The sequence below is a fragment of the Dehalobacter sp. CP genome (genome assembly GCF_047652685.1).
GTDB lineage: Bacteria > Bacillota > Desulfitobacteriia > Desulfitobacteriales > Syntrophobotulaceae > Dehalobacter.
In genome coordinates this window covers 2,855,961-2,882,232 of record NZ_CP157399.1, presented here as the reverse complement: position 1 = coordinate 2,882,232, position 26,272 = coordinate 2,855,961, and the positions used below count along the sequence as shown (strand labels likewise).

The 26,272-nt window shown below is 45.0% G+C and carries 21 protein-coding genes and 1 pseudogene; 16 read left to right on the top strand and 6 right to left on the bottom strand.

What is annotated here, in order from left to right:
• Positions 1-67: 67 nt before the first annotated feature.
• Positions 68-1,321 (bottom strand): helix-turn-helix domain-containing protein, encoded by a 1,254-nt coding sequence (locus AAH944_RS14260; protein ID WP_415535437.1) that lies wholly within the window; start codon positions 1,319-1,321, stop codon positions 68-70.
• Positions 1,322-1,593: 272 nt separating this feature from the next.
• Between AAH944_RS14260 and AAH944_RS14255 the strand changes: the two genes are divergently transcribed.
• The 7 genes from AAH944_RS14255 to AAH944_RS14225 all read left to right on the top strand — a co-directional run bounded on the left by AAH944_RS14255 (position 1,594) and on the right by AAH944_RS14225 (position 9,219).
• Positions 1,594-2,037 (top strand): chemotaxis protein CheW, encoded by a 444-nt coding sequence (locus tag AAH944_RS14255; protein ID WP_415535436.1) that lies wholly within the window; start codon positions 1,594-1,596, stop codon positions 2,035-2,037.
• Positions 2,038-2,053: 16 nt separating this feature from the next.
• A complete protein-coding gene (locus AAH944_RS14250; RefSeq protein ID WP_415535435.1) occupies positions 2,054-3,205 on the top strand; it encodes a methyl-accepting chemotaxis protein in 1,152 nt (383 codons plus the stop codon).
• 248 nt (positions 3,206-3,453) lie between these two features.
• Positions 3,454-3,777: a hypothetical protein gene (locus AAH944_RS14245; protein WP_415535434.1), complete on the top strand. Its 324-nt coding sequence runs from the start codon at positions 3,454-3,456 to the stop codon at positions 3,775-3,777.
• A 72-nt stretch (positions 3,778-3,849) separates the two neighbouring features.
• The gene (secA2, locus tag AAH944_RS14240) at positions 3,850-6,228 is read left to right on the top strand and encodes an accessory Sec system translocase SecA2 (RefSeq protein ID WP_415535433.1); all 2,379 of its coding nucleotides are present in this window, start codon (positions 3,850-3,852) and stop codon (positions 6,226-6,228) included.
• A 116-nt stretch (positions 6,229-6,344) separates the two neighbouring features.
• Positions 6,345-7,580 (top strand): nickel pincer cofactor biosynthesis protein LarC, encoded by a 1,236-nt coding sequence (gene larC / locus AAH944_RS14235; RefSeq protein ID WP_415535432.1) that lies wholly within the window; start codon positions 6,345-6,347, stop codon positions 7,578-7,580.
• Positions 7,581-7,582: 2 nt separating this feature from the next.
• Positions 7,583-8,212 carry a LysE family translocator gene (locus AAH944_RS14230; RefSeq protein WP_415535431.1) on the top strand — a complete coding sequence of 210 codons (630 nt, stop codon included), beginning with the start codon at positions 7,583-7,585 and terminating at the stop codon, positions 8,210-8,212.
• Between the two features lie 65 nt (positions 8,213-8,277).
• Complete coding sequence (locus tag AAH944_RS14225; protein WP_415535430.1) at positions 8,278-9,219, top strand: 1,4-dihydroxy-2-naphthoate polyprenyltransferase; 942 nt, start codon at positions 8,278-8,280, stop codon at positions 9,217-9,219.
• A gap of 57 nt (positions 9,220-9,276) precedes the next feature.
• Here AAH944_RS14225 and hflX read toward each other — a convergent pair whose 3' ends face one another.
• Positions 9,277-11,082 carry a GTPase HflX gene (gene hflX, locus AAH944_RS14220; protein WP_415535429.1) on the bottom strand — a complete coding sequence of 602 codons (1,806 nt, stop codon included), beginning with the start codon at positions 11,080-11,082 and terminating at the stop codon, positions 9,277-9,279.
• 111 nt (positions 11,083-11,193) lie between these two features.
• Here hflX and AAH944_RS14215 point away from each other — a divergent pair, with 111 nt between their 5' ends.
• A complete protein-coding gene (locus tag AAH944_RS14215; RefSeq protein WP_415535428.1) occupies positions 11,194-12,030 on the top strand; it encodes a metallophosphoesterase in 837 nt (278 codons plus the stop codon).
• Between the two features lie 39 nt (positions 12,031-12,069).
• On the opposite strand, the gene AAH944_RS14210 is transcribed toward AAH944_RS14215, so the two are convergent.
• A complete protein-coding gene (locus tag AAH944_RS14210; RefSeq protein ID WP_415535427.1) occupies positions 12,070-12,621 on the bottom strand; it encodes a hypothetical protein in 552 nt (183 codons plus the stop codon).
• Positions 12,622-12,753: 132 nt separating this feature from the next.
• Between AAH944_RS14210 and AAH944_RS14205 the strand changes: the two are divergent.
• Positions 12,754-12,906: pseudogene (locus tag AAH944_RS14205) on the top strand (GntR family transcriptional regulator); the annotation flags it as partial.
• 178 nt (positions 12,907-13,084) lie between these two features.
• On the opposite strand, the gene AAH944_RS14200 reads toward AAH944_RS14205, so the two are convergent.
• Positions 13,085-13,480 (bottom strand): response regulator, encoded by a 396-nt coding sequence (locus AAH944_RS14200; protein ID WP_415535426.1) that lies wholly within the window; start codon positions 13,478-13,480, stop codon positions 13,085-13,087.
• A gap of 271 nt (positions 13,481-13,751) precedes the next feature.
• On the opposite strand from AAH944_RS14200, the gene AAH944_RS14195 reads away from it, so the two are divergent.
• From AAH944_RS14195 to AAH944_RS14180, 4 genes are all read left to right on the top strand, one after another.
• Positions 13,752-14,903, top strand: a complete 1,152-nt coding sequence (locus AAH944_RS14195; RefSeq protein ID WP_415535425.1) for a THUMP domain-containing class I SAM-dependent RNA methyltransferase — start codon at positions 13,752-13,754, stop codon at positions 14,901-14,903.
• A gap of 68 nt (positions 14,904-14,971) precedes the next feature.
• Entirely contained in the window at positions 14,972-15,724 is a 753-nt protein-coding gene (locus AAH944_RS14190) for a DUF2225 domain-containing protein (protein ID WP_415535424.1), read from the top strand.
• A 35-nt stretch (positions 15,725-15,759) separates the two neighbouring features.
• Positions 15,760-17,151 (top strand): asparagine--tRNA ligase, encoded by a 1,392-nt coding sequence (gene asnS / locus AAH944_RS14185; protein ID WP_415535423.1) that lies wholly within the window; start codon positions 15,760-15,762, stop codon positions 17,149-17,151.
• A gap of 183 nt (positions 17,152-17,334) precedes the next feature.
• Positions 17,335-18,504, top strand: coding sequence for a pyridoxal-phosphate-dependent aminotransferase family protein (locus tag AAH944_RS14180; RefSeq protein WP_415535422.1), 1,170 nt, complete (start codon positions 17,335-17,337; stop codon positions 18,502-18,504).
• Between the two features lie 252 nt (positions 18,505-18,756).
• Here AAH944_RS14180 and AAH944_RS14175 read toward each other — a convergent pair whose 3' ends face one another.
• Positions 18,757-20,916, bottom strand: coding sequence for a (Fe-S)-binding protein (locus AAH944_RS14175; protein WP_415537894.1), 2,160 nt, complete (start codon positions 20,914-20,916; stop codon positions 18,757-18,759).
• Positions 20,916-21,821 carry an FAD-binding oxidoreductase gene (locus tag AAH944_RS14170; RefSeq protein WP_415535421.1) on the bottom strand — a complete coding sequence of 302 codons (906 nt, stop codon included), beginning with the start codon at positions 21,819-21,821 and terminating at the stop codon, positions 20,916-20,918. Before AAH944_RS14170 ends, AAH944_RS14175 begins: the two co-directional genes overlap by 1 nt.
• A gap of 355 nt (positions 21,822-22,176) precedes the next feature.
• Between AAH944_RS14170 and sleB the strand changes: the two genes are divergently transcribed.
• The 3 genes from sleB to argS all read left to right on the top strand — a co-directional run bounded on the left by sleB (position 22,177) and on the right by argS (position 26,205).
• Complete coding sequence (sleB, locus tag AAH944_RS14165) at positions 22,177-22,884, top strand: spore cortex-lytic enzyme (RefSeq protein WP_415535420.1); 708 nt, start codon at positions 22,177-22,179, stop codon at positions 22,882-22,884.
• Positions 22,885-22,895: 11 nt separating this feature from the next.
• Complete coding sequence (locus tag AAH944_RS14160; protein ID WP_415535419.1) at positions 22,896-24,317, top strand: PepSY1/2 domain-containing protein; 1,422 nt, start codon at positions 22,896-22,898, stop codon at positions 24,315-24,317.
• Between the two features lie 202 nt (positions 24,318-24,519).
• On the top strand, positions 24,520-26,205 hold the full coding sequence (gene argS / locus AAH944_RS14155; protein WP_415535418.1) for an arginine--tRNA ligase: 1,686 nt from the start codon (positions 24,520-24,522) through the stop codon (positions 26,203-26,205).
• Positions 26,206-26,272 lie beyond the last annotated feature (67 nt).

Sequence of the window (26,272 nt, the reverse complement as noted above, 5' to 3'; positions counted from 1 at the left end):
AGACTAAAAAACGTCCGGGCATTTAGCAATGTGCCGGATGTTTTAATTTATCTAGTTTTAATTTATTTTAACAACCCTTTTTTCGAAATTCTAGCGGGGTCATCCCAACTATGCCTTTAAAAATAGAATTAAAATGGTTTTGATAGTTATATCCCACCGCATCAGCAATCTCCTTAATGGGCTTATTGGAATTCAGCAAAAGATCCTTGCTTTGCTCAATCCGGATTTTATTAATATTGCCTGCAAGTGTTAAGTGTGTTTCTTTGTTTATTTGACTGGAAAGATATGAAGGGCTTAGGCCAAGATACCTAGCCAGCTGATTTAAAGTGATCTTTTCAGCATAATAACGTTTGATATACTGTAAAGCCCGGTTTATATGGATCGAATATTCCTTACAGGTTAAGACAGAAACGGCGTGTGTAAACACTTTAGAGATTTCTACCATTTGAATAATAATCTCTTCAGGTGAACTCTGTTTATTTATCTTGACAATAAAACGCTCCAGCAGAGACATCATCCGTTCATAGGGAGCATTTCCCTGAATGGCATAAAGACAGCAAATACTGCCTGTAATGATGCAATTTAATTTTAGGGAAGAAATATATTGCTTATCGTAGGCCCGTGTTTGCCATAGCAAGTCCCCGGATTTTCTGAGAAGCAGTTGTATTCCTCTTTCATCTCCGCGGATGATGTTATCTCTAGCACTCTTAAGAAAAAAATAAATCATGTCATAATGGCTTTTTCTATCCTCCTCCAGGCAGGGATTAAGCAAATTCTTATATCCTGCCTTGGGATCTCTTTCTTCCCAGCAGTGAAAACTTTGCTTCGAGCCGACTAATGTCTTGACATTGGGTTTACATAACACAAGGAGCAATCTTCCCAGGTAATCAATACGTTTTAAAGTGGTCAAAGGCACTGTTTTCAACGCGCTCTTGAACTCCTGCTTTTTCTGAAAGGATAATAATCGAGACCTAAGAATATTATCCAGAACTATTTCTGGAGGATCATGAACGATGAGCGGCCCAGAAACCACCGCTCCTATTTTTTTTGTTTTGTACCCGATCCTTACAATGTTATAGACAAAGAAGTTCTTGGTAATAACAGTATGATAAGTATTCAAGTCAAAAGAGTCTTGTTCAAACAAAGCTGTAAGAAAATTGATGATTTCACCAAACTCAAAATAGTCCATCAAGAATGTATAGTTGGATCCTCTTAGAATTGAAGGGTGATTAACCAGTGTTAACGGGACGTACAAGGTTGTAATTTCTGTAGCACCATAAAACGTTTCGACAATTTTTCTGACTATTTCTTTCTGCTGCATCACATTTTTCTCCTTTCCTTCGTTTATCTAGTACGTTTAGCCAAATATTGTTTCAATTATCTAAATATTTTATCAATATTAATTATTTATAAAGCTATAATAATATTTGTTGCTTTTTTCTTATTTTTGGGAAATATTTTAAATTCAAATTTATTAAAAAAGTTTCTGTTTGGGATTATTAGCTTTAGTCTATCGTTTTGATATAAATATAACCTATTTAAACGATAGCATAAAAAATACGATATAAATAACTATAAAAAGGGGGTGATATTTTGAAAAATATTCAAATGGTGGTGTTTGCTGTGGGCAAAGAAGATTACGGCATTGACATTTCTTGTGCCCAGGAAATAATACGAATTCCCAAAAACATTACCAGAGTGCCGAACATGCCTTCTTTCATAGAAGGTATGTTAAACCTCAGAGATCAAGTTATTCCCGTGGTAGACCTTAGAAAAAGATTTGGTCTTGAAAACACGGAAACAGAAAATGACAGCCGGTTGCTGATACTTAACCTGGAAGGAATGCTTTTAGGCAATATTGTGGATGACGTTTCGGAGGTTCTGAGTGTAGGTGAAGAGTCCATCGAAAGTTTATATGTCGAAATCGCTCATTTAGGCAATAATTGCATCAAAGGGATCTGTAAAGTTGAGGATCGCTTGATTATGCTTCTGGATGTCACGAAATTAAAAAACGAAATATTTGCATCTGTTAGTTAAAAATGGAGGAACAAATATGATTAAATTTTCGGCTTTAGATTCATGCAAATCCTTGGCAGAAACCCTAGGCCATCTGGTTCCGGGCGGAATTATGTTTTGCGTAACGGAAGGAGATACAATTGTTTGGAGATTTTCTTCAGATTCTTTCCACTTAGATTCGTTTGAGGTTGGGTATCATGTTGAGAGCAACAGCGTGATGATGAATGCAGTGCGTAATAAAAAAACAGTCTCACAGAATGTTCCCCGGATCGTCTATGGTCAACGACTCATCATTGTCGCTATGCCAATTATTGATGATACTGACAATGTTCTCGGTGCATTTTCTGTTTTTCTACCGAAATTACACCCTGTGGCTGCTGCCTTTAAGGATTTTGCCCCTGTTTTGGCTGAGATGTTCGAGGAAGGTTCGGTTATTTACATGACGGATTTAACTCAGGTTGTTTACCGGCAGGCTTCTCGAAAATTTGATATATCGTCTCTTCCTGTTGGCCATGTTATTCAGGAAGAAGATGTTGCTTCCCGGACCATCAAAACGAAAAAGCCTATTTCAGAAGAAGGTGGAGCAGAGATATACGGTTTCCCTGTTTTAGAAACAAATTACCCGCTCTTTGACGAAGACAATCCTGACGAAATAGTCGCTTCTCTGGGAGTCATTATCCCCAAAAAAACAGCAGCACACCTGCGCATTATTTCAGGAAATCTTGAAGATGGCTTGTCTGCAATTTCTGCAGCAATTGAAGAGCTCGCAGCGGAGGCTACGAGTATTCACTCCAACGAACAAAATCTGAACAACAATATTAAGGAAATTATCGGCCTTTCTGAAGAAATTAATAAGGTTTCTATCTTCATAAAAGAAATAGCGGACGAGACAAAAATGCTTGGTCTGAACGCAGCAATTGAGGCCGCCCGAGCCGGGGAATCAGGCAGAGGATTTGGTGTTGTGGCGGAAGAAATAAGAAAGCTTTCAGAACAATCTAAGAGCACTGTTCCCCGAATCCAGGAATTAACGGATACCATTAAAGCCAAAGTGAATGATGCTGGAGATATGAGTAAAAGTTCATTGCATGCCAGCCAGGAACAGGCTGCAGCAACAGAACAAGTCACAGCCAGTATTGAGGAAATTACCGCAATGTGCGGAGAATTAAATGAGATGGCAAAGACTTTATAAGCTCAATTTATGGATGTTCCACATAGAACAAACCCTAAGCAAGTAGAGGCTTAGGGTTTGTTGATATTAATTATTGTTCATTTTTCTTCGGTTTTTTTGGGGGGAGGATATTTGTCGTGCAGGGTATATGTCTGCCGTCTGACAAGGGCTTTCTATGTTTATACACGGATTGGCGTAGATTATTTTTTCTAATGGGATATTTTTAAGCGAAGATATTTTGTATAATAAGATTCAAAGAGGGTATGAGAATGTTGGATTTGTTTATCCTGGGGCTGATGATTTCAGTACTCATTCCGGTGGTAAATAGGATCCGGAAAACAATTTTACAGGGGATGCAATCCCGGGCCTATGCAGCCTGTTCGGTGTTACTCTGGCTGTATATTGCTGAGAGGGAGGCGCTTCGCAATGGTTTCCTGTGTCAAATGCTATGCGGAAGCCTGTTTCTTTCTGCTGCTCTTTTTGCGAGTGCTTCGAACCACTTTACCCTATCTTTGGATATTGTCTTTTTCTTCACGCTGATGCTGCTTATTATGTTCCATCTCCTGAAACTTGTCAGAAACCTTTCTTTGTAATAATCCGGAATGGCTGTCGGTATTAATTCCTGACAGCGGAATTTCTGTATATTTATAAGGAGAGGTATTTTTATGTTTAAATTTCTTACGGATAGACTCAATCCAGCCGGATTCAAAGCGAAGCTGGAACAAATCAGCTGGTTTATGAGGCAGCGGGAGTATGCGCTGACCTATAATTTGAAAGCCTATGATGCCATACTGAAACAAATCGAACAGTACCGACTTGCTCAGGCAGACGAGAAGCAAATAAAAGAAATCGGGAAGCGTTTAAGACTCCTGGCCACAAGCGGAAGTTCGCTTGATTTGCTGATGCCGGAAGCTTTTGCGCTGGCCAGGGAGGCATCACGCCGGGTCTTGGGCCTGTTTCCTTTTGCGGAACAACTGATTGCGGGGATTGTGTTGCATGAGGGGAAGATTGCTGAGATGCAGACTGGAGAAGGTAAGACCCTGTCAGCAGTCATGCCGGCTTATCTGAACGCTTTAGCCGGAAAAGGTGTACATATCCTCACATTCAGCGATTATCTGGCAGCCCGGGATGCCAGCTGGATGGGACCGGTCTATGAATTTCTTGGACTGTCGGTTGGATGTGTCAGCGAAGGTATGGCTTTAACGGAACGGCAAAAGGCTTATTCGGCGGATATAACCTATGCCTCGGCTAAAGAAGCGGGTTTTGATTATCTGCGGGATTGCCTTTGTTTGGAGCAGCAGGAGCTGGTTCAGCGCCCGTTTCATTATGCAATTATTGACGAGGCCGATTCAATTTTAATTGATGAAGCACGGATTCCGCTGGTGATTGCCGGAGAAATGAGCGGGGGCAGAGAGGATCTGTCCCACCTCGCCGGACTGGTGAAAGAATTGCGGCCTCTCCTGGATTTTGAATTAAACCAGAACGGCAATCATGTCTTTTTAACTGACAGCGGACTTCAGCATATAGAAAAAATGCTGAACAAAAGTAATCTTTACCAGGCCCAAGATCTTCAGCTGCTGGCTAGGGTAAACTGCGCGTTGCATGCAGAGGTCTTGCTCAAAAGGGATAAGGACTATATTCTTCGCAACGACAGGATCGAACTGATCGATCCATATACGGGACGTATTGCCGACAAACGCCACTGGCCCGAGGACATTCAGGCAGCCGTGGAGGCCAAAGAAGGTATAAATTCGGGGAAGAACGGGATGATTTTGGGATCAGTCACGCTGCAGCATTTTTTAAGCTTATATCCGAAGATTTCTGGAATGACAGGAACGGCCGTAACCTCAGCCGGTGAATTCAACGAATTTTACGGCATGGAGGTTGTTGTCATTCCTACCCATAGGCCGTGTATCCGTGCAGATCATCCTGACTGGATATTTACAAGCCGGGAAGCCAAGCAAAAAGCATTACTCGAAGAGATTAACAGGGTACATCTCCGGGGCAGGCCTATACTGGTCGGAACAGGAAGCGTCGCAGAGTCGGAGTCTTTGGCGGCTGACCTCCGTCAGGCGGGAATCGCGTGCAGGGTCTTAAATGCCAAGAACGATGAAATGGAAGCCGGAGTCATTGCGCAGGCCGGAGAACCGGGAGCGGTTACGGTTTCTACGAATATGGCCGGCAGAGGTATCGATATCAAGCTGGGCGGAGCCAGGGAAGAACAAAAAGAAAAAGTGATGACTGCCGAAGGCTTATATGTCATCGGAACAAGTCTTTTTGAAAGCCGCAGGGTGAACAATCAACTCAGGGGAAGAGCTGGAAGACACGGTGAACCGGGAGAAAGCAGATTCTTTATCAGTCTGGAAGATGAACTGATCAAGAATTATCAGCTTGCCCGCTTTATTCCGAAAGACCATTGTCCTCAGGATCAGGAAGGTCCCGTTTCAGATCCTGTTGTCAGACTCGAAATAACGAGAGGAATCAAAATGATTGAGGGATATCATGAAGATATCCGGAGACAGTTGTGGGAGTATTCCTCGATGATTGAGCACCAGCGGCGGATCGTTGTTGAGAAAAGATTCCGGATCCTGAGAGATGAAACGGTGTTGCATCATTTGCAGCTTCAAGCTACGGAAAGATATCTGTCTTTGTCTGAGAAATATGGAACGAAGCTTATGCAAAAAATTGAAAAACAGCTTACGCTTCATTATCTGGATAAATGTTGGGCGGAATATCTTGCCTATATCTCCGATGTCCGGGAGAGCATTTATTTGGTAGCGCTGGGCAAAAAAAATCCGCTAACGGAGTTTAACCGCATTGCTATGGAAGGCTTTCGAGAATTGTCCGATAGAATTGAGACGGAAATTGTCAGTGCGTTTCATACCGTTCAAATTGATCAGAACGGAATTGTGCACAAAAAAGAAGTCCTGCAAACTCCTTCAGTAACCTGGACTTATCTTCTGAATGAGAACGGGAACAACTTTTTATGGTTATGGCGGCACAATTCTGCGAAAAATCACAAGGATTATTCAAATGAATGTTGAATTGAGTATTTAGGATCTTACGCAACGCCCAGCTGGTTATGGACAGAGCAATGGTTATTGCCGGCGGGGGATTTTTTGGGAACGAATGTAGTGGCAACTGTAAAAAGAGGTGGCTGATGAAAGTTATCTATTATGACTGTTTCAGCGGCATAAGTGGAGATATGAATCTTGGAGCGATGCTCGATCTTGGCGTCCCAAAGGATCATCTGCTCGCTGAGCTGGCTAAACTTCAAATCAATGAGCAATATACAATAAACATCCGTTCTGAAAGCAAGCATGGAATTGAAGGCACACGCGTAGAGATAACGGTTGAAGATCCCGTGAACCACCATTCCAGCCAGCAGGCGAGAACGTTAGCCGATATCACTAAAATGATCAGGGAAATTGATTTGTCAGCAGCTGTGAAAGACAGAAGCATCCGGACATTTGCCATTCTGGCGGATGCGGAAGCAAGGGTTCATGGAATAAAGGCCGAGCAAGTCCATTTTCATGAGGTCGGGGCTGTGGATGCGATTCTCGATATTGTCGGGTCGGCTGTTTGCCTGGAATACTTGCAAGCTGACAGGATCGTCGCTTCCAGTGTGGAACTTGGTGGTGGATTTGTGCGCTGTGAGCACGGCCTGCTTCCAGTTCCTGCACCGGCCGTAACAGAGCTGCTCCAGGGTGTCCCGGTAAAGACCGGAATCGTGCCTTTTGAGACGACGACGCCCACAGGAGCGGCTATTCTGGCTGCGAATGTTCAAGAATATACGGACAATGTGGATATGATCATTCACCGGACCGGTTATGGGATTGGCCGGCGGGATTTGGAAATACCCAATATTCTACGGGTATATCTTGGGGAGAGAGCTGAAAAGACTGCTCCCGGATTCAGACAGCAGGAAAGACAGTGGATGCTGGAAACGAATATTGATGATATGAATCCGGAATTCTATGAATATATTGAAGAAAAGATGGTTGCTGCCGGAGCCCTGGACGTCTTTAAAACGCCGGTGATCATGAAGAAGGGGCGGCCGGGGTCAAAATTAAGCGCTTTAGTCAACAAGGAAGGGATCTCAGCTGTCGGGGAAGTTATTTTGCGGGAAACATCGGCGATTGGTTTGCGCAGTTATCCAGTTGAAAAAACGATACTCCGCCGGGAGAATATGCTGATGCAGACCCGGTACGGTCCGGTCAATGTAAAATATTCTTATTTAGATGCGGAAAGAATCAAATCGAAACCGGAATATGAAGACTGTAAAAGACTTGCCAGGGAGCATGACCTTCCCTTAAGCGAAATCTATGCTGAAGTTTACAGACTGCTGCCCAAAGGCAATCGATCCGGAGCTTTAAATCAAGAGAGGAAGAACTGAACGTGTTTTCATTATCTGCGGTCCTGCTGTTTATTACCTCGTCCATTGTACTGATCCTGGCACCCGGTCCGGACATTGTATTTTTGATAACCCAGGGTATAGCCAAGGGAAAGAAGGCAGGCATTTTTACTTCAATCGGGCTGACGTTGGGTAATTCGGTTCATACGTTGGCCGCGGCGCTGGGGCTATCTGTCATATTCAAGACGTCAGAAGTCGCCTTTGTTCTGTTTAAAACCTGCGGGGCGCTTTATCTTTTTTATTTGGCATATAAAGCGATCAAACATCGGAATGACCCGCTGACTGCCGGTGTTGACCAACAAGGGTTCGATCACCGCGGCCTGCTGCTGCGAGGTTTCTATATGAATGTTTTCAATCCGAAAGTCGCCCTTTTTTTCCTGGCATTCCTGCCTCAGTTTGTCAATTCTGAATTTGGCAGCGTTCCTTTGCAGATGATATTCTTAGGGCTTATCTTTATGGGGCTTGTTGCGCTGATTTTTGGATTTATCGGTTACTCGGCCGGCTCTTTAGGAAATTGGATTTTAGAGAAGCCCGGGTTTTCCAAGGTTATGAATATTGTCTCGGCGACCATCTTTGGAGCAATCGGCTTTAAGCTTCTGACCAGCACAAGATAAAAACGAACTTCGAATGAATGATGAGGAACCGAATAATCATAGACTGAGTCAAAGGAGCAATCATAATGGAAACAAAATCATCCCCTTCGGGGGCCAAGATGCAATCAAACCGCAGGGAGGTTTTATGGCGGTTGTTTCGTCCGCACACCCTTACGGCCTCATTCATACCGGTTCTGATTGGTTCGGCACTGGCTTGGCAGATTAGAGACGGCTTAAACTGGGGACTGGTAGCGGCAATGCTGATTGCTTCAATCTTAATCCAGGCAGCCACGAATATGTTTAATGAGTATTACGACTTTATCCGGGGACTGGATACAGCGGAATCCGTTGGCATCGCCGGTGCGATCACCAGGGACGGAATAAAAGCAGGGACAGTTCTGAGTCTGGCTTTGGTTTGTTTGCTGATTGCATCACTGCTGGGTATTTACATCTGCAGTAGCAGCAGTTGGTGGCTGGCCCTGATTGGCCTGGGCTGTATGGCTGTCGGTTATTTGTACACGGGTGGGCCTTACCCGATTGCCTATACGCCTTTTGGAGAATTGCTGGCCGGGCTCTTTATGGGATCAGGAATTATTTTGATTGCCTATTTTGTTCAGACCGGCAGCATTAACTGGGACGTCTTTTTAATTTCTGTTCCGAATCTGATTCTAATCGGAGCAATCATGATGTCCAACAACATACGTGACCGGGAAGGGGATCAGCTGAACGGGCGCCATACACTCGCCATTCTGTTGGGACACCGCAGGGCTGTACAATTCATGGCGGGAATGTTCCTGGTGGCCAATCTTTGGGTAGTTGTACTTACCCTGGCAGGTGTTCTGCCTGTCTGGGCACTATTGGTCCTGCTGAGCATTCCGAATGCTCTTCAGGCCTTGAACGGATTCCGCAACAAAAAATTCCCGGCTGAAATGATGCCGGGAATGAAAAGTGTGGCTCAGACCAATACACTTTTTGGGATTTTGCTTACCATTGGTTTGTTAATTGAACTAGCCGTAAGTCAACTGTAATAGAACGAAAAGCGGAAAGGCAGTGGAACTACCGGTTCAGAGGCATGAGCAGTGCTATCATGGAGCAGAGACTCTATATCTCTCCACAGTGCTCAGTAAGGAAGCGGCGAGTTCCGCTTCGACGTGGGTAACTTGTTCATCATAGACGACTTCAAGAACTTTCGTATTCGCATATAGCCAGGCCAATGCGGCTCCATCGGAAACAGGAATTTTCAGACTAACCTGAATGTGGTCACTGAACAGTTCTTTCTCGATGGCCTGCTTCAGTTCTTCCAACCCGCTCCTCTGCAAAGCAGAAATTTCTACAACAGGCCGCGTTTCGCGCCAAAGGCTGATCCGGTTGTCCGGATGCAAACGGTCAACTTTATTGAGGACAATCAGGGTCGGTTTACTGCCTGCACCAAGTTCTGCCAGGATTTCATCGACAATCCGGATGTGGTCTTCGACCTGAGGATCAGCAGCATCAGCCACAATCAAAATCTGGTCGGATAATACGACTTCCTCCAGGGTTGATTTAAAGGCATCGAGCAAATTAGGCGGAAGTCTTCGAATAAAGCCTACCGTATCGGAAAGCAGGACCGTACTGCCGTTATTTAAGGGAAGCTTGCGGGTTGTCGGATCAAGCGTAGCAAACAGTTTGTCCTCGGCCAAGACATCCGAGCCGCACAACGCATTTAAAAGGGTAGATTTCCCGGCGTTGGTATAACCGACAATGGACAGAACCGGGATATTGTTTTTTTGGCGGTTTCCGCGGAGAACACCGCGTTGTCTACGGATATCGTCAAGGCGTTCTCTCAGATGAGCAATCCGGGAGCGGATATGACGACGGTCAGTTTCCAGTTTTGTTTCACCTGGTCCCCTTGTTCCGATGCCGCCTCCCAGACGAGAAAGCACTACACCGGTTCCTGTCAGGCGGGGAAGTCTATATTCGAGCTGGGCTAGCTCTACTTGCAGGATTCCTTCCCTGGAACGGGCATGCTGGGCGAATATATCCAGAATCAGGCCTGTACGGGACAGAACTTTCAACCCCAGCTTTTCTTCGAGGATGCGCTGCTGGGTTCCGGTTAATTCTTCGTCGAAGATAACCAGATCAGCCTGGCGTGTCTGGATCATTTGCTGAAGCTCTTCGAGCTTGCCCGGGCCGATGATCGTTAAGGAATCGCGGGTTTCTTTTTTCTGCATCAAATGGCCGACAATCAAGGCGCCGGCTGTTTTGGCCAGTTCTTCGAGTTCAGCAAACGAGACTTCCGCTTCGCTGATTCCGTATAGGTCTCTGCTGTACCGTGTCTGCAGTCCAACCAGTATGGTACGTTCACCTGTTTTGGCTTTTTCTGCAGGCAATTTCCTGAGTACATTGTCGGCATCTTCGATATTTTGAAAGAGCAACGCAAAGTCATCTATATCAGCCGCAAGGGGTCCGAAAATATTGACCTCCTCAATGTTCGTAGGTGACAGAATGCCAACATAAAGGTCTTCAGCCCGGTTATTCCGGATCCCGATGGCGATCATTGCATCGAGATTCAACTGCTTCAGGGAACTGATGTCCATGGAAGACAATAAACCGCTGCTCTTGGGATGGGTATGAATACAGCGGGTGCCCGAAAGGCGCTGCAGGCTGTGTTTCTGCTCCACTTCAGCCAGCTTCACGGTACTGTGATTTCCTATGCTGACATCGGTGATCCGGCCTTTGCGGTCGGCATACACGGCAATTTCCTTGTTCACCTGCGAAGAGATTTCGGCAAGTTGTTCAATGAGTTCCTGTGTCCACAAATGGTCTCTAGGAATTTGGTAAGTATAGAAACCGTCTAACTTTTTAAGAATACTGTTTTTTATACCTTCTATTTCACCGTTAACCTGTAGCAAAGGCAATTCCTCCCTGTGGTAAGATTAGGAAAGAAGACGTTGATCATGTATAATAACAGTATTATATCACTGAATCCAGTCATTCCCTAAAAGATCAGAGGAACGGCCGGGGTGGAGGGAGGTTATCTTCTGCGTAGATATCATTTGACTCGCCGTCAGTTGATTGCAGGTGGAATCGGGATAATCGTAACCACCTTTTTTCTATATTACGAGCGGTATTCAGTTGCTGTAACTGAGTATCGCGCTTCGATTGCCAATTTGCCCAAAGAATTTGAGGGATTCACGATTCTGCATCTGACGGATTTGCATAGCAAAAGATATGGCCGGGAGCAAAAAACCCTGCTTGATTTGATCCATCAATTCAGCTTTGATATGGTCGCGCTTACCGGTGATTTCATTGATAAAGATAATGCTGATTTCACCGCCGGCCGGGAATTGATTCAAGGGCTTCGTCCCAAACCGATTTTCTTTGTGTCGGGCAATCACGAATGGCGTTATCAGTTTCATATCCGGGAGCCTCTGATTAATGAGGGAGTGCATGTTCTTCAAAACGAGGCGTATACGTACAGCATCGGAAATTCCCATATCTGGATCGTCGGGGTCAATGATCCGTATACGTACAGGGATGACTTGAGTAAGGCCACAGGCCGGATATCCGATCAGGCCCCGAAAATACTGCTGGCTCATGCCCCTGATATTTTAACGAAAGCAGCCGAGGATGAGATAGAATTGGTGCTTGTCGGGCATACGCATGGTGGACAAATCAGGCTGCCGCTGCTCGGGGCTATTTATGTTCCGGGACAAGCGTTGTTTCCAAAGTATGATTATGGAGAGTTTCAGTATAAAAGCACAAGTATGATCATCAATTGCGGCTTAGGGGAAAGTACCCATTTCCCGTTCAGGTTCTGCAGCAGACCAGAAATTGTGCTGGTGAAACTAGTGAGTTGACGTGGTACGAGGGAGTTAACAAGATGAGCAGTAAACAAATCAATGATTTTTGACAGATATAGAATCCAGGATCGAACGAATGGCGCTGCTCGTGCTATCGGGGAAAAAAGCCTGATCCGTAAAAAAGGAGATTCTGACAACTTCGTTGTTGTCATTCAATTCCAACCAGTATTCCTGCGAGCTGATAACATTTTCGCCAAAATCAGCTGACCAGCTTTCTTCAAATCCGTTCCAATGATTTAAGGACGTACGTTTTAGAACATAGCTTATAAAGTTATAAGTACTTCTGGCTTTGCTGTCTTGAAGGAAATGCTCCAGGTCGTCTGCCCTCCAGATCTGGAGATATCCCCTGAAGCTGAGTTTACTGTCCGTAAAATAGATGTTCAGACGCATTTCCTCTCCTTTGTCGGGAGTCAAATGCACTTCAGTTGTAGCTGGGAATTGTGCTTTGACTGCATAATTATCTACCTGATATTCATACGTCCGGTCGTTTTGGAAGGATGCAATTGCCGGTCCTTCCAGATACAGATATTGGATTAGCAAGGCAACAACCACAGCGCATGCGGTCTTTAATAATATCTTTATCTGCATAGCTACTCCTTTCCGACATAGTCTTACATATCTTTTTATTAGTGCCTTTTGAAACGGTTATTGAATTTTATGAAAGAAACGGACAATAAAGAATCGTTAACGGGTTTTGCTTTAAATAGATGAGGATGATGCATGAATATCATTATTTCACACATGAGCGGCGAACCGATCTATCAGCAAATCATCAATCAGATCAAAACATTGATCCTGGCGGGAGATCTGACCGAGGGGGAAATGCTTCCTTCGATCAGGCAGCTTGGGAAGGGTTTGCGTATTAGTGTCATTTACCTTATGACTATAAAAACAAAGACTTTTAACACTGCCGAGACGCAGTGGGTTTAAAGATCTAAAGAAAAAAAGGCATTAATTTTGCCTTTTTTGCGTATTATGGTTATTATTGACTTGACACCTTTTCCGATATATCGATGAATGCAAAAACTCTGTTTGGAATTTAAGTGCGAATTTAAGCAGGATAGAGTGAAGAATCGCAATGATTGATTGCGTGATGCTTGATAACGTCAAGAACCGTATTGATTTTAAACGGTTTCTGGATAATCCCCTTGAAATTTGTGGTTTTCGGCAGCTTCCTTTCTTCAATATCTGAACCGGAAATCATAATTACCGGGATATTTTTCAGATTTTTTTGAGCTGAAATCTTCTCAATAAATTCGCAGCCATTGAGTATAGGCATGGAATAGTCTGTGAGAATTAAATTTGGGTGAGGGCAGCTCTTCAGCATAGTAAGAGCTGAATATCCATTTGACGCGATAATTGGAGTATAGCCGTTGCCAATTAGCATTGTTGACAGAAGATTGGCTATACTTGTGTCGTCGTCGATGACCATTACAACAGGCCTCAACTGTCGTTCCTCCTTCTAAAATTTTCTTATTTTGCAACCTTTATCAGTATACACTACAATAAGGAAGAAAAATGTTGATGCCTGTCAAAGGCCGAAAAAAAATATTTTGACTGTTTTTTAGAAGAAAATCGTTTATTTCCAATGGTTTTAAAGCCTGTCCATTTATTTTGGTTACAGAAAGAAATGTCATTTATCGTAAAAAAGTTAGTAAATATTGTATTTTTTTGATGTGTAGGTTATGCGTAAAATTTAGCTTTACTGGAGTGTTTGAATGGCAAGGGTTGAACTGATCGCAGTAACGGCATTTGGGCTTGAAGCTGTCGTTGCGCGGGAACTTAAAAATCTGGGGTATGAAAATACAGAGGTTCAGAACGGTAAGATATCATGGACAACAAATGAAGAAGGGATTTGCCGGGCCAATCTGTGGCTGAGGTGTGCGGACCGTATCAGTTTGAAGATGGGTGAGTTTGAAGCCCGAAGCTTTGAGGAATTATTCCAGCAAACGAAAGCATTGCCTTGGGAGGAATGGCTGCCGGTGGACGCCTGTTTTCCGGTGACCGGAAAATCGGTTAAATCTCAGCTGCATAGTGTTCCAGACTGCCAGGCGATCGTTAAGAAAGCGATTGTGGAGAGACTGAAGGATACCTATGGCGTCAGCTGGTTTGAAGAGACAGGAGCCCTCTATGCCGTACAGGTCTCTATTCTGAAAGATACTGTTACGCTGACCATCGATACTTCCGGTAAGGGATTAAACAAACGCGGCTATAGGCAAATGGCCGGGGAGGCTCCATTAAAAGAAACACTTGCTGCTGCAATGGTCTATCTTAGCTACTGGAAACCCGACCGTGTTCTTCTGGATCCTTTTTGCGGAACAGGAACGATTCCGATTGAAGCGGCTTTTATCGGGCAGAACCGGGCACCTGGTCTGGCCAGGGCATTTTCGGCTGAACGATGGACGAACATTGCGGAAAAACATTGGCGAAAAGCAAGAGAAGAAGCAGAAGATCTCTGGCAAAGAAATGAGGAACTTGCAATCTATGGTTCGGATATTGATCCAGCTGCTTTACGCTTAGCCAGGGAACACACCAGAGAAGCAGGTCTGGAAGGAAAAATATTTTTTCAGAGGCTACCGGTCAAAGAAGTCCGCTCCAGATTTAAATATGGCTGTATCATTACGAATCCTCCATACGGGCAAAGGCTTGGAACAGCAGCAGAAGCTGAAACTGCTTATCAGGAACTTGGCGAGGTTCTGGAGAGACTCGAAGATTGGTCCCTGCAGATGCTCACTTCGCTGCCAAAACCAGAAAGGTTCATTAAAAAAAGGTGGGATAAAAGCCGGAAATTATATAATGGAAGAATTGAGTGCCATTATTATCAGTTTTTTGGGCTCAAACCTCCAAAAGACGCGAAAAATAACCTATAGATTATTTCTAAAAAAAGAATAAAATATGGATAGGGTAATTTTAAAGATGAGAAGGAAATATAAGGATTATGATGGATAAAAAGGATATAACTGAAAAGCTCGAGCCTCTCTACGACAAAAAGGTCGAATGCCTTTTATGCGGTCAGGAATTCGTGACCAAGAAAATCCGGTCGCGGTTCATTAAGCCGCGCAAGGTCGACAGTGATTTTGGTCAGATATTTGAGCAAGGTGACAATAGTCCGTTATTCTACTATGTCATGGTCTGCCCTCATTGCGGTTTTTCTTTCACAGAGGATTTTTCCAAAATCATGGCACAAAATGTTCGCAAAAAAACCCTCGAGGAGATCTCCGGCAAGATGGACCACAGTAAAGACTTTTGCGGAGAGCGGGATTATCAAATGGCAGTCAGAACGTTTAAGCTAGCGATCTACTTTGCCCAGCTGATTAAAGAAAAACATGTTGTGCTGGCAAGGATCTGTCACCGCCTGGCGTGGATTTACCGCGGAGCCGGAATTACTGAAGAAGAGATGAGATTTATGAACCTGGCCTGTACCGAATATGAACAATCTTTTCTTTATACGGATTTCAATCCGGAATTGACTCCGGAAATCCAGATTTTATATTTGATCGGTGAATTGAACCGCAGACTAGGAAAATACAATGAAGCTGTCAAATATTTTTCTACAGTCAGTGAACATCCTGACAAAAGCCGGTACATAAAATATGTCAATATGGCCAGAAATCAGTGGAGCGAAGCTGTCCAGGAATATCGGGAGAGCAAGATCAAACAGCAAATACAGCCAAACGTAAAATCAGAATAACTGAAGGGTGTATCAATTATAAACAGGAGTTAATGATGAACAGTATAGCTGTAAAGCAAATTTATGAGGCAACAGAGGCTAAGATTGGGGAGCGTCTGCAAATCTCAGGCTGGGTAAGGACGGTCAGAGCATCCAAAGAATTTGGTTTTATCGAATTCAATGACGGCAGTTGCTTCAGAAACCTACAAATCGTCTATGGTCAGGATTTGCTAAACTTTTCCGAAGTCAGCCGACTCGGAGCCGGTTCCGCCATAACTGCGGAAGGGATACTGGTTTCCTCTCCGGGGGCAAACCAGGCTTTTGAGCTAAAAGCCGAGAAGATCCAAATCGAAAATGCCTGTCCGGCTGATTATCCGCTGCAGAAGAAAAAGCATAGTCTGGAATTTCTTAGAACGATTGCGCACCTCCGTCCCCGGACCAATACATTCTCGGCTGTATTCAGACTCAGGTCTGTCATTTCAATGGCCGTGCATCAGTTTTTTCAGGATAAAGGCTTTGTCTATGTGCATACGCCAATCATCACGGGAAGTGATGCCGAGGGAGCGGGAGAAATGTTTCGGGTATCCACACTGAAGCTTGATCATCTGCCGCGTGATGACCGGGGAGCAGTGGATTACCGTCAGGATTTTTTTGGTAAGGAGACAAATCTTACGGTAAGCGGACAGCTGAATGCCGAAAGTTTTTGCCTTGCGTTTAAAGATGTCTACACATTTGGACCGACTTTCAGGGCAGAAAACTCCAATACGGCCAGGCATGCAGCCGAATTTTGGATGATTGAGCCGGAAATTGCCTTTGCAGAGTTAAACGATATCCAAAATCTCGCCGAGGAAATGATGAAGTATCTGATTGCTTATGCGCTGGAACACTGCCCGGACGAAATGGCGTTTTTTAGTAAGTTTATCGATAAAGAATTGCTGGCCCGGCTGAACAATGTTTTAGATTCGGAATTTGGCCGTCTGTCCTACAGCGACGCCATCGAGATTTTAAAGAAAGCCAATATGGATTTTGCTTATCCTGTGGAATGGGGATTAGACCTGCAAACTGAGCACGAACGTTATTTAACCGAAAAGGTATTTGGAAAACCACTTTTCATTACAGATTACCCCAAGGAGATTAAGGCTTTTTACATGAGGCAAAACGATGATCAGCAGACGGTGGCTGCGATGGACCTGCTTGTTCCGGGTGTCGGTGAAATCATCGGCGGCAGTCAGAGAGAAGAAAGAACAGATTTGCTGACAAAACGAATTGCTCAGCTTGGAATGAGTGAGGAGCATTATGGCTGGTACCTTGAACTTAGAAAATATGGCGGGGTAAAACATGCAGGCTTCGGCCTCGGCTTTGAGCGCCTGATCATGTATTTAAGCGGGATTTCCAATATCCGTGATGTCATCCCGTTCCCGAGAACCGTGAAATCCGCAGATGTCTAGCAAAAATTATTTTTAAATATTTGCCCAAATGAGACATACAGATTTACTAGTCCTAGAATAATAATTATTGCGGCATTAATGGAAAATATTCTGACAGAATTAGCCGTAGAGACTAAATTAATGATATAATCCCTAATTGGAGTACAATTTTTAAATGTTCTATTTTCAAGGAGGAAATTCCCAATGCCCAATAAAGAAATGCTCTTAATTCCCGGCCCGACACCTGTAGTCGACGAAATTTATGAGGCGCTTTCCCGGGAAACAATGTCCCATACGGATATGCGTTTTGCAGGTATTTTCAGCGAAGCTCTCGCTCAGACCAGAAAAATGTTCAATACGGATGGCGAAGTTTTTGTTATCGCCGGATCCGGAACACTAGCCATGGAAATGGCACTGGCCAATACGGTTGCCCGCGGTGAGAAGCTGCTCATCGTAAGCCATGGCTATTTTGGAGACCGCTTTATCGGAGTAGCGAAAGCTTTAGGGATTGAAGCTGAAGTACTGGCTGCTGAGTGGGGCAAACAAATTGAACCGGCTCAGATTGAAGAAAAGCTGCAGCAAGGCGGATTTAAAGCTGTTACGGTAACCCACGCGGATACATCAACGGGAGTAGCTGCTAATCTGGACAAAGTTGTTCCGACAGTCAAAAAGTATGGCGCGCTCTTTATTTTAGACGGCGTATGTGCTTCCGGCGGACTTGAAGAAGATATGGGCAAAGCCTATGGTACTGACGATTATAAGATTGACGTTGTTTTGACCGCATCTCAGAAAGCGATCGGGGTTCCTCCTGGACTTGCGATTGTGGCCTTTGGACAGAAAGCCCTAGAATCCAGAGCGAAAATGGATGGTATCAACAGTTACTATATGGATATCAACAACTGGAGCCCGGTCATGAAAGAGCCCCAGAAATATTTTGCGACCCACCCGATCAATATGATCTATGGCTATGCAGAAGCTATGAAAATCATTGCGGCCGAAGGAACGGCAGCGCGTTATCGTCGGCATACAGCGATTGGCAAAGCAATCCGTGCGGCGGTCAGATCCATGGGCATGAATATTTTTGCTGCGGAAGAAGTCGCTGCTCCGACTTTAAGCTGCATTCTTTATCCAGAAGGAATCAACGATGCCGAATTCAGAGCCGTACTCGCGAAGAAAGGGCTGATCGTAGCCGGATTACTCGCTTCTCTGGCCGGAAAAGGCTTCAGATTGGGACATATGGGGAACACCACGAATGATATTTTCTGCAAAGCGCTCGAAATCATTGGTGAAACACTCGGAGAAATGGGATTCCCGGTGGACAGCGCGAAAGCCGTCCAGGTATTCAAGGACGTTTTTGCTGAGAATAATAAATAAACCACTAAATTGCTCAAAAGTAAGAGATTTGAGGCTCTATGTAAAAGGTTGGGGTGAACCCCTAAACAAGAGTAACTCTAAACCGATATGATGCTGATAATAGTTTTTGACTGTTATCAGCATTTTTTTTGAGTTAAGCTAAGGTTGACGACATGGTGCCATCCGCTTTTCGGCTGTTTATTCTACTGAGACGTCCCTCAGAGACAAGTTACAAGGCAGTCCGCTTTTTCTTGGATTAAGGTTACCCAGGCTTTATTTCCTTCTCAAATAATCCGCCATTTTCGGCAGGAAATACGGGATGATCTCGTCTAGCATTTTAGGCATGAGTACCTCCATCGTTTTGGGCATCAGGTTTGGCATCTGTTCTTCGAGGTACCCCGGCATCGGGATGGCTTCGCTTACTTTCTCAAGCATTCGCGGCATGACTTTATCCATGATGCCCGGTAGCAATCCGGGGAATAAGGAAGGCATCACGCTTTTCATCATGGAGATCATCGGCTCTTTGAACACTTCCGGCGCGTTCATCACCATTTTCATCATGTTCCTGTATGTGTCCGGCATGGCTTCAATCATCTCCGGAATTAGACCGGCCATCATATCGGCCATTCCCCAGGGGGTCATCATTCGGATCATCCTGTCAAAGACAGCCCATTTCTCATCGATGACCGGATCTGAGCACGGAATGTCATAGCCAAGGCTTTCGGCGGCCAGCGTAGATAAATCGCGGATCTTAATTGGCAGATGATTATCCTCGGCCGAGATTTTTAACTGCACCCTGCAGCAGGGACAGGCGGTAATAATCGTATCCGCACCGCACTCTATCGCTTCCTCAATCCGGGAAGCACCAATCTCAGAGGCGACCTTCGGATCAGCCACTAGAGAGATCACGGCGCCGCAGCAGTGCGCATCATAATGGTGAAAACGCATTTCCCTGAAGTTTGAGCCGGGGATTGCGTTGATCAGCGTACGTGGACCTTTAAACCTGGCTCCGGCCCGTCCCATATGACAAGGATCATGGTAGGTTGCCTGAAGGTTAAGTTCTTTGGCAAGCTTAAACTCTCCCGCTTCAATCTTTTCGGCTAAAACATCCGCATAATGTTTGGCATGCAGATCATATTCAATATTGTTGTCTTTGGCCCAATGGCGGTAATAGATTTCCCAGACCAGCCAGCAGGCCGGACAGGTTGTAATAACGGTCTTGGCCCCGGTCTGCTTCATCGTGGCAATATTCTTAGCCGCCGTTTCATTGAAGACCTCCCAGCGTCCGGATACGAGCATCGGTATGCCGCAGCACTGTTCCTTGTTGCCGAGATAAGCATATTTGATCCTTGCTTCCTTTAACAGCAAAGCAGTAGACTGGGCAATATCCTGTTCGACGAAGGATGAGGTACAGCCAGGGAAAAAGGCGTATTCGGCTTTTTCCTGGATACTGTCCCGAACCTCGTCAATGATCCATTTATCCCTGTCCTTAGCGTATCCGCCCCAAATATTGCTCTGCTGGCGCATCGTATTGGCCATGATTTCAAAAGGAGGAAATGTCCTGTACCCGAGTCCGTCTACCAGCAGCCCCCGCAGTTTTAGCCAGGAAGATTCATTCGGCAAATCCAGCTGACAGGTCCTGTTGCATAATTCACACGTCGTGCAGGCCAAGAAAGTGTCAACAGCACGCTGGGTAAATTCGACTTCCCCTTCCAGAAGAAGTTTAAAAAACGTCCATTTGCCGCGCGGGGATTGGGACTCCCAACCCCGGCCGTAATATTGATCACATTGATCGACACAGTAGCCACATTGCGAACAGGCGTAGGCATACCAGACAATGTCACCCGGAATGCCTTTTCTCTCCTTGAATACTTCACCGGGATCTTTGGCTTTGGCCAAATTGCCGAATATTTTGAGGATCGGGTCAAGCGTACCTGCAAGTTCAATTCCCCTGGACAAAAAACTGTTGTCCAGGACTTTGCCCGGATTCATCATTTTATTCGGGTCAACCTGCTTTTTGAATGCGGTCAGTTTTTTGACCCTGTCCTTGCCAAAGATCTTTTCGACGAACCCAATAAAATATAAGCCGGACGCATACGGTCTGCCCTGGTATTTCTGAGCGGTGTTCAGAATAGACAGAGAAAGCGCATAAGCAAGATTGAAGTTAAACTGCCTTTCATCATGCAGGATGAAACCCAGCAGAACAAATTCCTGGGAATTTGTCGCAAAGCCCTCCAGAATAAATGGGTGCTTAACCTCGGCCGTAATCTCTTGAATGACTTTATCGAGGTTTTCCAGCGGGATAATAACCTCGCTTGGAATCAGGGAAGGGGCAATTCTCTTGGCCCTGACGGGTTCAAAACGGGCATCCCATTCATGTCGGGCGATTTCGGCGGAGAGAAATTCTCCGTTGTTTTTTTCGGCGATTTCCATCACATCGGCCTGAACAAGATCGCAACGGTCGTTGGTACAGACAGAATCGCTATATATTTTTCGGGCAGAATCGGTCTGTGCTCATCCGAGACTCGCTCCCCGTGATGATAATGCGGCGGTAGATTATTCTTTAACCTCGCAGCGTCCGGGTTAATAAACGATGCCGACCATAAAGGCACTTTGCGGGAAAACAGATCTTTCATGAATCCTGCAAGATGGTCCGGATTGCCAAAAGCGATGGCTTTGACATGCATTGGTTTCAGCATTTTAACCCGGATGCTGATCTCGCTAATTAAACCAGTGATTCCATTAACGTCCGAAACCAGATCCAGATCCGAACCCTGCATGAATTTGACAGAGCCATCTGGCAAGACAACTCTGGCAGACAGTACATTGTCTCGGAAGTAGCCGAATTCATAACTGCCGATTCCAGCACCGCCCTGCGCAAGCCATCCGCCGACCGTCGAAGAAGGAGCACTTGTCGGGTATAACGCCAGCGTCAGGTTCTTTTGGTTCAGGTGATACTCGAGTTCATTCCAGACAACGCCCGGCTGTATAGTTGCACTGCTTTCCTGTTCGGAGATATCGAGGATTTTTTTCATCCGGTTAAATTCGACGATTAGCCCACCGTCAACCGGCAGTACGCCGCCATACCCGGATGTTGCTTTCCCTCTTGGAATTAAGCTGATTTGATGCCGGTTCGCATAGGTCACGAGGTGAACAAGTTCATCTTCGGATGACGGTTGAACAATACCGTCCGGAATAGGATTACCGGCAAAGGGTTTGATCATGGAGGGCATTACTCCCATATCGTGGGCATAAATTTTTCTTTCCAGGGCGTTGAAGTTTATCCGGTCCCCCCAGATTGACTTCAAATCTTCAATGACTTCTTTCTGAATGGTCAAGGCCATACTCTCCTTTCGGATCATTGATTGACAATGCGAAATCAGAGATAAAAAAGTCAAATAATATCCCACTGTGTCAGAATATTCTTCATTTTAGAGATTTACCTCTCCAAACAAGCCAAATATAGAAATATTTATAAAAGTTTGAGAAAGTAATATCCTTATATTCTTTGTAATAATCATAGAAATTTATAAATAAGCTGGCTGTAAAAATTTGGACTGGCAGAACAGATGGTTTTTGGCGGATAAACCGCTGCTAACCAAGCCAGAATAAGAAGAAAGCTGAATCGGAGCTGGCATGAAAAACAGCAAAGAAATGCGGTGCAATAGAAATAACTTCGGGTGAGGTGAAAGCATGAATCAGAATTCCAATGAAAAAAAACAAAAAAAAATATTCAGTATTATAACGGTAAGTCTTATTCTGTGTCTGGTTCTTTCTGCTGCCAGTCAGGCTGCTCTTGGAGACCGGACACTGTCCAAGGGTTCCAGAGGTTCTGAAGTCAAAGCCTTGCAGAGCAAACTGGTCCAACTCGGGTATCAGGTCGGGAAAGTTGACGGTATTTATGGAAAGTCAACAATGGCTGCCGTCAAAAGATTTCAAAAAAGCAGAGGATTAAAAGCTGACGGCATAGCCGGAGACAAAACGATTCGGGAGTTAAAAAGACTGACAGGTGAAAGTACTACCTCTTCCGGAAAACAGGTAGGTTTTAAGAACGCCGATTTTCAGCTGCTGGCTCGGTGTGTTTATGCGGAAGGCCGCGGTGAACCGTATATTGGTCAGGTGGCGATCGGGGCCTGTATCATGAATAGGATTAAAAGTTCCTCCTTCCCGAAAACCATCGCCGGTGTCATTTACGAGCCAAAGGCCTTTTCGGCAGTAGATGACGGTCAGATCAACCTTCAACCTGATGAAACCGCCATTAAGGCAGCTAGGGAAGCGATGAACGGATCTGATCCGACCAATGGAGCGGTCTATTATTTTAATCCCGACAAGACCACCAATAAATTTGTCTGGTCAAGACCGCAGATCAAAAAAATTGGCAAACATATTTTTACACGTTAGGGGGGGTACCGATGAACGCTGAATCAAAAAAAAAGCTGCTTTCCTGGCTGTCCCTGACGTTAGGGATTGCGCTGATTTTCTCTCTGGGCTGGGGTTATTATGAGTTTAGGGAACTCAAAGAGTATAAGACGGAAACAGAGAACCAGTATTCGAGGGCTTTTACGGATCTTGTGACGTCATTAAACGAAGTGGAAACAAGTATAGCCAAAGCAAAGGTTGCGGGTAGCACGGCCCAAAGGGTGCTTTATCTCGGAGAAACTTGGAAGGGAAGCGAAAGTGCGGTCAGCCGCCTTGGCCAGCTGCCGGCAGACGAGGTCGGGATTAGCTATGTTGACACGTTTATCAACCAGGTCGGCGATTTCAGCAAGGCCATGACCCGCAAGACGGCTGCTGCCGCCGTGATGAGTGCTGAGGAGCAGGCCACATTGAACAAAATGCATGAAAGAGTGATAGAAATCAACCGCTCAGTTCAGCAAGTTTACAATCAGTTTAATTCCGAGAACCTCGCCTGGGTGGACAAACCCAAAGGATTGCTGAAAAAAATCGGTTTCGGAAAATCCATTCAGACCGCTGCTCAGGGTGATGAAAACAGCGGAAAGACCAATCAGCAAAATCAACAGGCAGCTGCCCAAACGCCAACTTCTGTCAGAGGCGGGTTGAAGCAGCTTGATGTCAGCCTTCAGAAATATCCTCCATTCACATATCAGGGAGAACTGGACAAGCATTATGTGGATAAGCCGCTTGGTTTACCGGAAGGAGAAATTAATGAAAACAAAGCCGTGGAGGTTGGCAAGCGTTTTCTTGAAGATTTGGGGCAGACAGGTGCGGCTCCACAGTTAAGCGGTTTAAGCGACAACCTCCTCGGAGGATTTAATCTTACGTATAAGGACAGCTATTTGGAGGTCAGCAAAAAAGGCGGTGTCGTCACGTTTTACCGGGACCAGCGTGAATTAAACGATCGCCAGCTCGATGTTAAAAAAACCTTGGATAGTGCCTATGCCTCTCTGGCCAGGATAGGATGGGATCTGGTCGTAACTTCTTCCGAGGATCTCGGGTCCTATGTTTTGGTTGATGCAGTTCCGCGGGAGAACGGGACACTGCTGTATCCTGACAAGATCAGGCTGACCATAGCGACAGATAACGGTCAGATCATTGGCTTCGACGCTAACCCCTACTATGCGTATCATCATCAACGAAATCTGAATCGCGTGCTTACACTGGAGCAGGCCAAGGCAAAACTCAAGAAAGAATTTAAGATCATCGAAACAAAAATGGCGGTGATCTCAAAATTAGGGACAAATGAAGCCTTTTGTTATGAATTCAGAGGGACGGCATTTGGGGAGGAGTATATGGTTTATATCAATGCGCTGAATGGAACGGAAGAAAAAATCAGCAGGGTTGTCAATACGCCTGCTGGAAAATTAATCCAGTAAGGATTAAGACAAGAATTAACAAAAAAAGTATTGAAAAAAAATGCATTTCCAATATAATTGGTAAATGTAAAATAATTAAGCAGAGAAAGACCTTCTTTTTCTGCTTAATTATTTGGGCGCTGGTATTTTTACTGAAAATGTATTAAAATTTATTTTAGTTATGTACATTTTCCAGCGGTCCTATGAAGGAGGAGCTTCAGGTTTGAGCGTTTATGAGAAAATCAGGGAAAATATCAGTAAAAAATTAGAACAGGCGATCCTCTGTGCACGCGAAAAAGGAGCGTTGGCTTTTCAGGAAATACCTTCTTACGTTTTAGAAGAACCAAGAGAACGTGAGCATGGTGATTTGGCGACCAACATTGCTATGCTTTTAACCAAACAGGCAAAAAGAGCTCCGCGGGAACTAGCAGCAATCATTATTGATAATCTGGATACGGCAGATACCTGGATTACCTCAAGTGAAATAGCCGGACCCGGATTTATTAATTTCCGCCTGGATCCTGCCTGGCTGACAGGCGTAATTCCTGAAATATCTGCCCAGGGTGAAAAATACGGGTTTGTCAACATCGGCCAGGGTGAAAAAATTCAGGTTGAGTTTGTCAGTGCGAATCCGACAGGCCTTTTGCATATGGGGAATGCCAGAGGAGCTGCTTTGGGGGACAGTTTGGCCTCACTGCTGGCGATGGCCGGGTACGAGGTCAGCAGGGAATTTTATATCAATGATGCAGGCAATCAGATTCATAATTTTGCTCTATCGCTGGAAGCCAGATATCTCCAGCTTATGGGGGTTGAAGTACCTTTCCCGGAGGCCGGGTATCATGGTGAAGATTTGATTTATACTGTCAAAAATATCATTGAAAAAGACGGAGATCAATATGTCCGAGTGAAAGAACAGACCCGCCGGGATATTCTTGTCAGTTATGCTCTTAAAGAAAAAATTAATGATATCAAAGAAACGCTGGCGGATTTTGGCGTTTTCTATGATGTATGGTTCAGTGAAAAGTCTTTGCATGAGTCCGGCTATATTCGTGAGACGATGAAGCGGTTGGAAGACAAAGAATATATTTATGAAAAGGAAGGTGCTCTCTGGCTGAAAGCAATCCTTCCGGGAGATGAAAAAGACGAAGTCATTGTGCGCGGCAATGGGGTTCCGACCTATTTTGCAGCGGATATTGCGTATCACCGCAATAAGTTCGAACGGGGTTTTAAAAAGGTTATCAATATCTGGGGAGCAGACCACCATGGACATGTCGCCCGCATGAAAGGCGCAATGCAGGCTCTGGGATACAGCCCTGATTCTCTTCAGGTCATCCTCATGCAGCTCGTAAGGCTGATTCAGGACGGTGATACCGTCAAGATGTCAAAGCGTTCCGGTCAGTATATCACGCTGAGGGAACTGATTAATGAAGTTGGCAAAGATGCAGCCAGGTTCTTCTTCCTGCTGCGTGACCCGGATTCTACGGTTGAGTTTGACCTTGACCTGGCCAAATCCCAGTCCGCCGATAACCCGGTTTACTATGTGCAGTATGCGCATGCTCGGTTGTGCAGTATCTTAAGACAGGCGGAAGAACAGGGTTTCGAATCGCAGCTGATTCCTGGTGAATATCAGCTGGCGCTTCTTGTTTCTGCGGAGGAAAGAGATCTATTGAAGAAATTGGCGGATCTGCCTGGGGAAATTGTGCTGGCAGCAAAACTAACCGAACCGCACAGGCTTGCAAGGTATGTGCTTGACTTGGCGGCGCTATTCCATACTTTTTACAATAGTCAGCGTGTTCTGATTGAGGATCCCGATTTGCGGACAGCCCGGCTGGGACTGATTCGCTCAACCAGACAGGTATTGGCGAATGTCTTGAAGATACTGGGTGTATCGGCCCCGGAAAGAATGTAAACTTATCTTTGGAAGTTAATTAATTTGACATACAACGTAGCACAGGACGCTAGACTTTAGAATTTTA

Bases quoted from the DNA above. Each gene is read 5' to 3' on its own strand.
- AAH944_RS14260 (WP_415535437.1), bottom strand. From the start codon at position 1,321: ATGCAGCAGAAAGAAATAGTCAGAAAAATTGTCGAAACGTTTTATGGT.
- AAH944_RS14250 (WP_415535435.1), top strand. From the start codon at position 2,054: ATGATTAAATTTTCGGCTTTAGATTCATGCAAATCCTTGGCAGAAACC.
- AAH944_RS14245 (WP_415535434.1), top strand. From the start codon at position 3,454: ATGTTGGATTTGTTTATCCTGGGGCTGATGATTTCAGTACTCATTCCG.
- secA2 (WP_415535433.1), top strand. From the start codon at position 3,850: ATGTTTAAATTTCTTACGGATAGACTCAATCCAGCCGGATTCAAAGCG.
- larC (WP_415535432.1), top strand. From the start codon at position 6,345: ATGAAAGTTATCTATTATGACTGTTTCAGCGGCATAAGTGGAGATATG.
- AAH944_RS14225 (WP_415535430.1), top strand. From the start codon at position 8,278: ATGGAAACAAAATCATCCCCTTCGGGGGCCAAGATGCAATCAAACCGC.
- AAH944_RS14210 (WP_415535427.1), bottom strand. From the start codon at position 12,621: ATGCAGATAAAGATATTATTAAAGACCGCATGCGCTGTGGTTGTTGCC.
- AAH944_RS14195 (WP_415535425.1), top strand. From the start codon at position 13,752: ATGGCAAGGGTTGAACTGATCGCAGTAACGGCATTTGGGCTTGAAGCT.
- AAH944_RS14190 (WP_415535424.1), top strand. From the start codon at position 14,972: ATGATGGATAAAAAGGATATAACTGAAAAGCTCGAGCCTCTCTACGAC.
- asnS (WP_415535423.1), top strand. From the start codon at position 15,760: ATGAACAGTATAGCTGTAAAGCAAATTTATGAGGCAACAGAGGCTAAG.
- AAH944_RS14180 (WP_415535422.1), top strand. From the start codon at position 17,335: ATGCCCAATAAAGAAATGCTCTTAATTCCCGGCCCGACACCTGTAGTC.
- AAH944_RS14175 (WP_415537894.1), bottom strand. From the start codon at position 20,916: ATGGAAATCGCCGAAAAAAACAACGGAGAATTTCTCTCCGCCGAAATC.
- sleB (WP_415535420.1), top strand. From the start codon at position 22,177: ATGAATCAGAATTCCAATGAAAAAAAACAAAAAAAAATATTCAGTATT.
- AAH944_RS14160 (WP_415535419.1), top strand. From the start codon at position 22,896: ATGAACGCTGAATCAAAAAAAAAGCTGCTTTCCTGGCTGTCCCTGACG.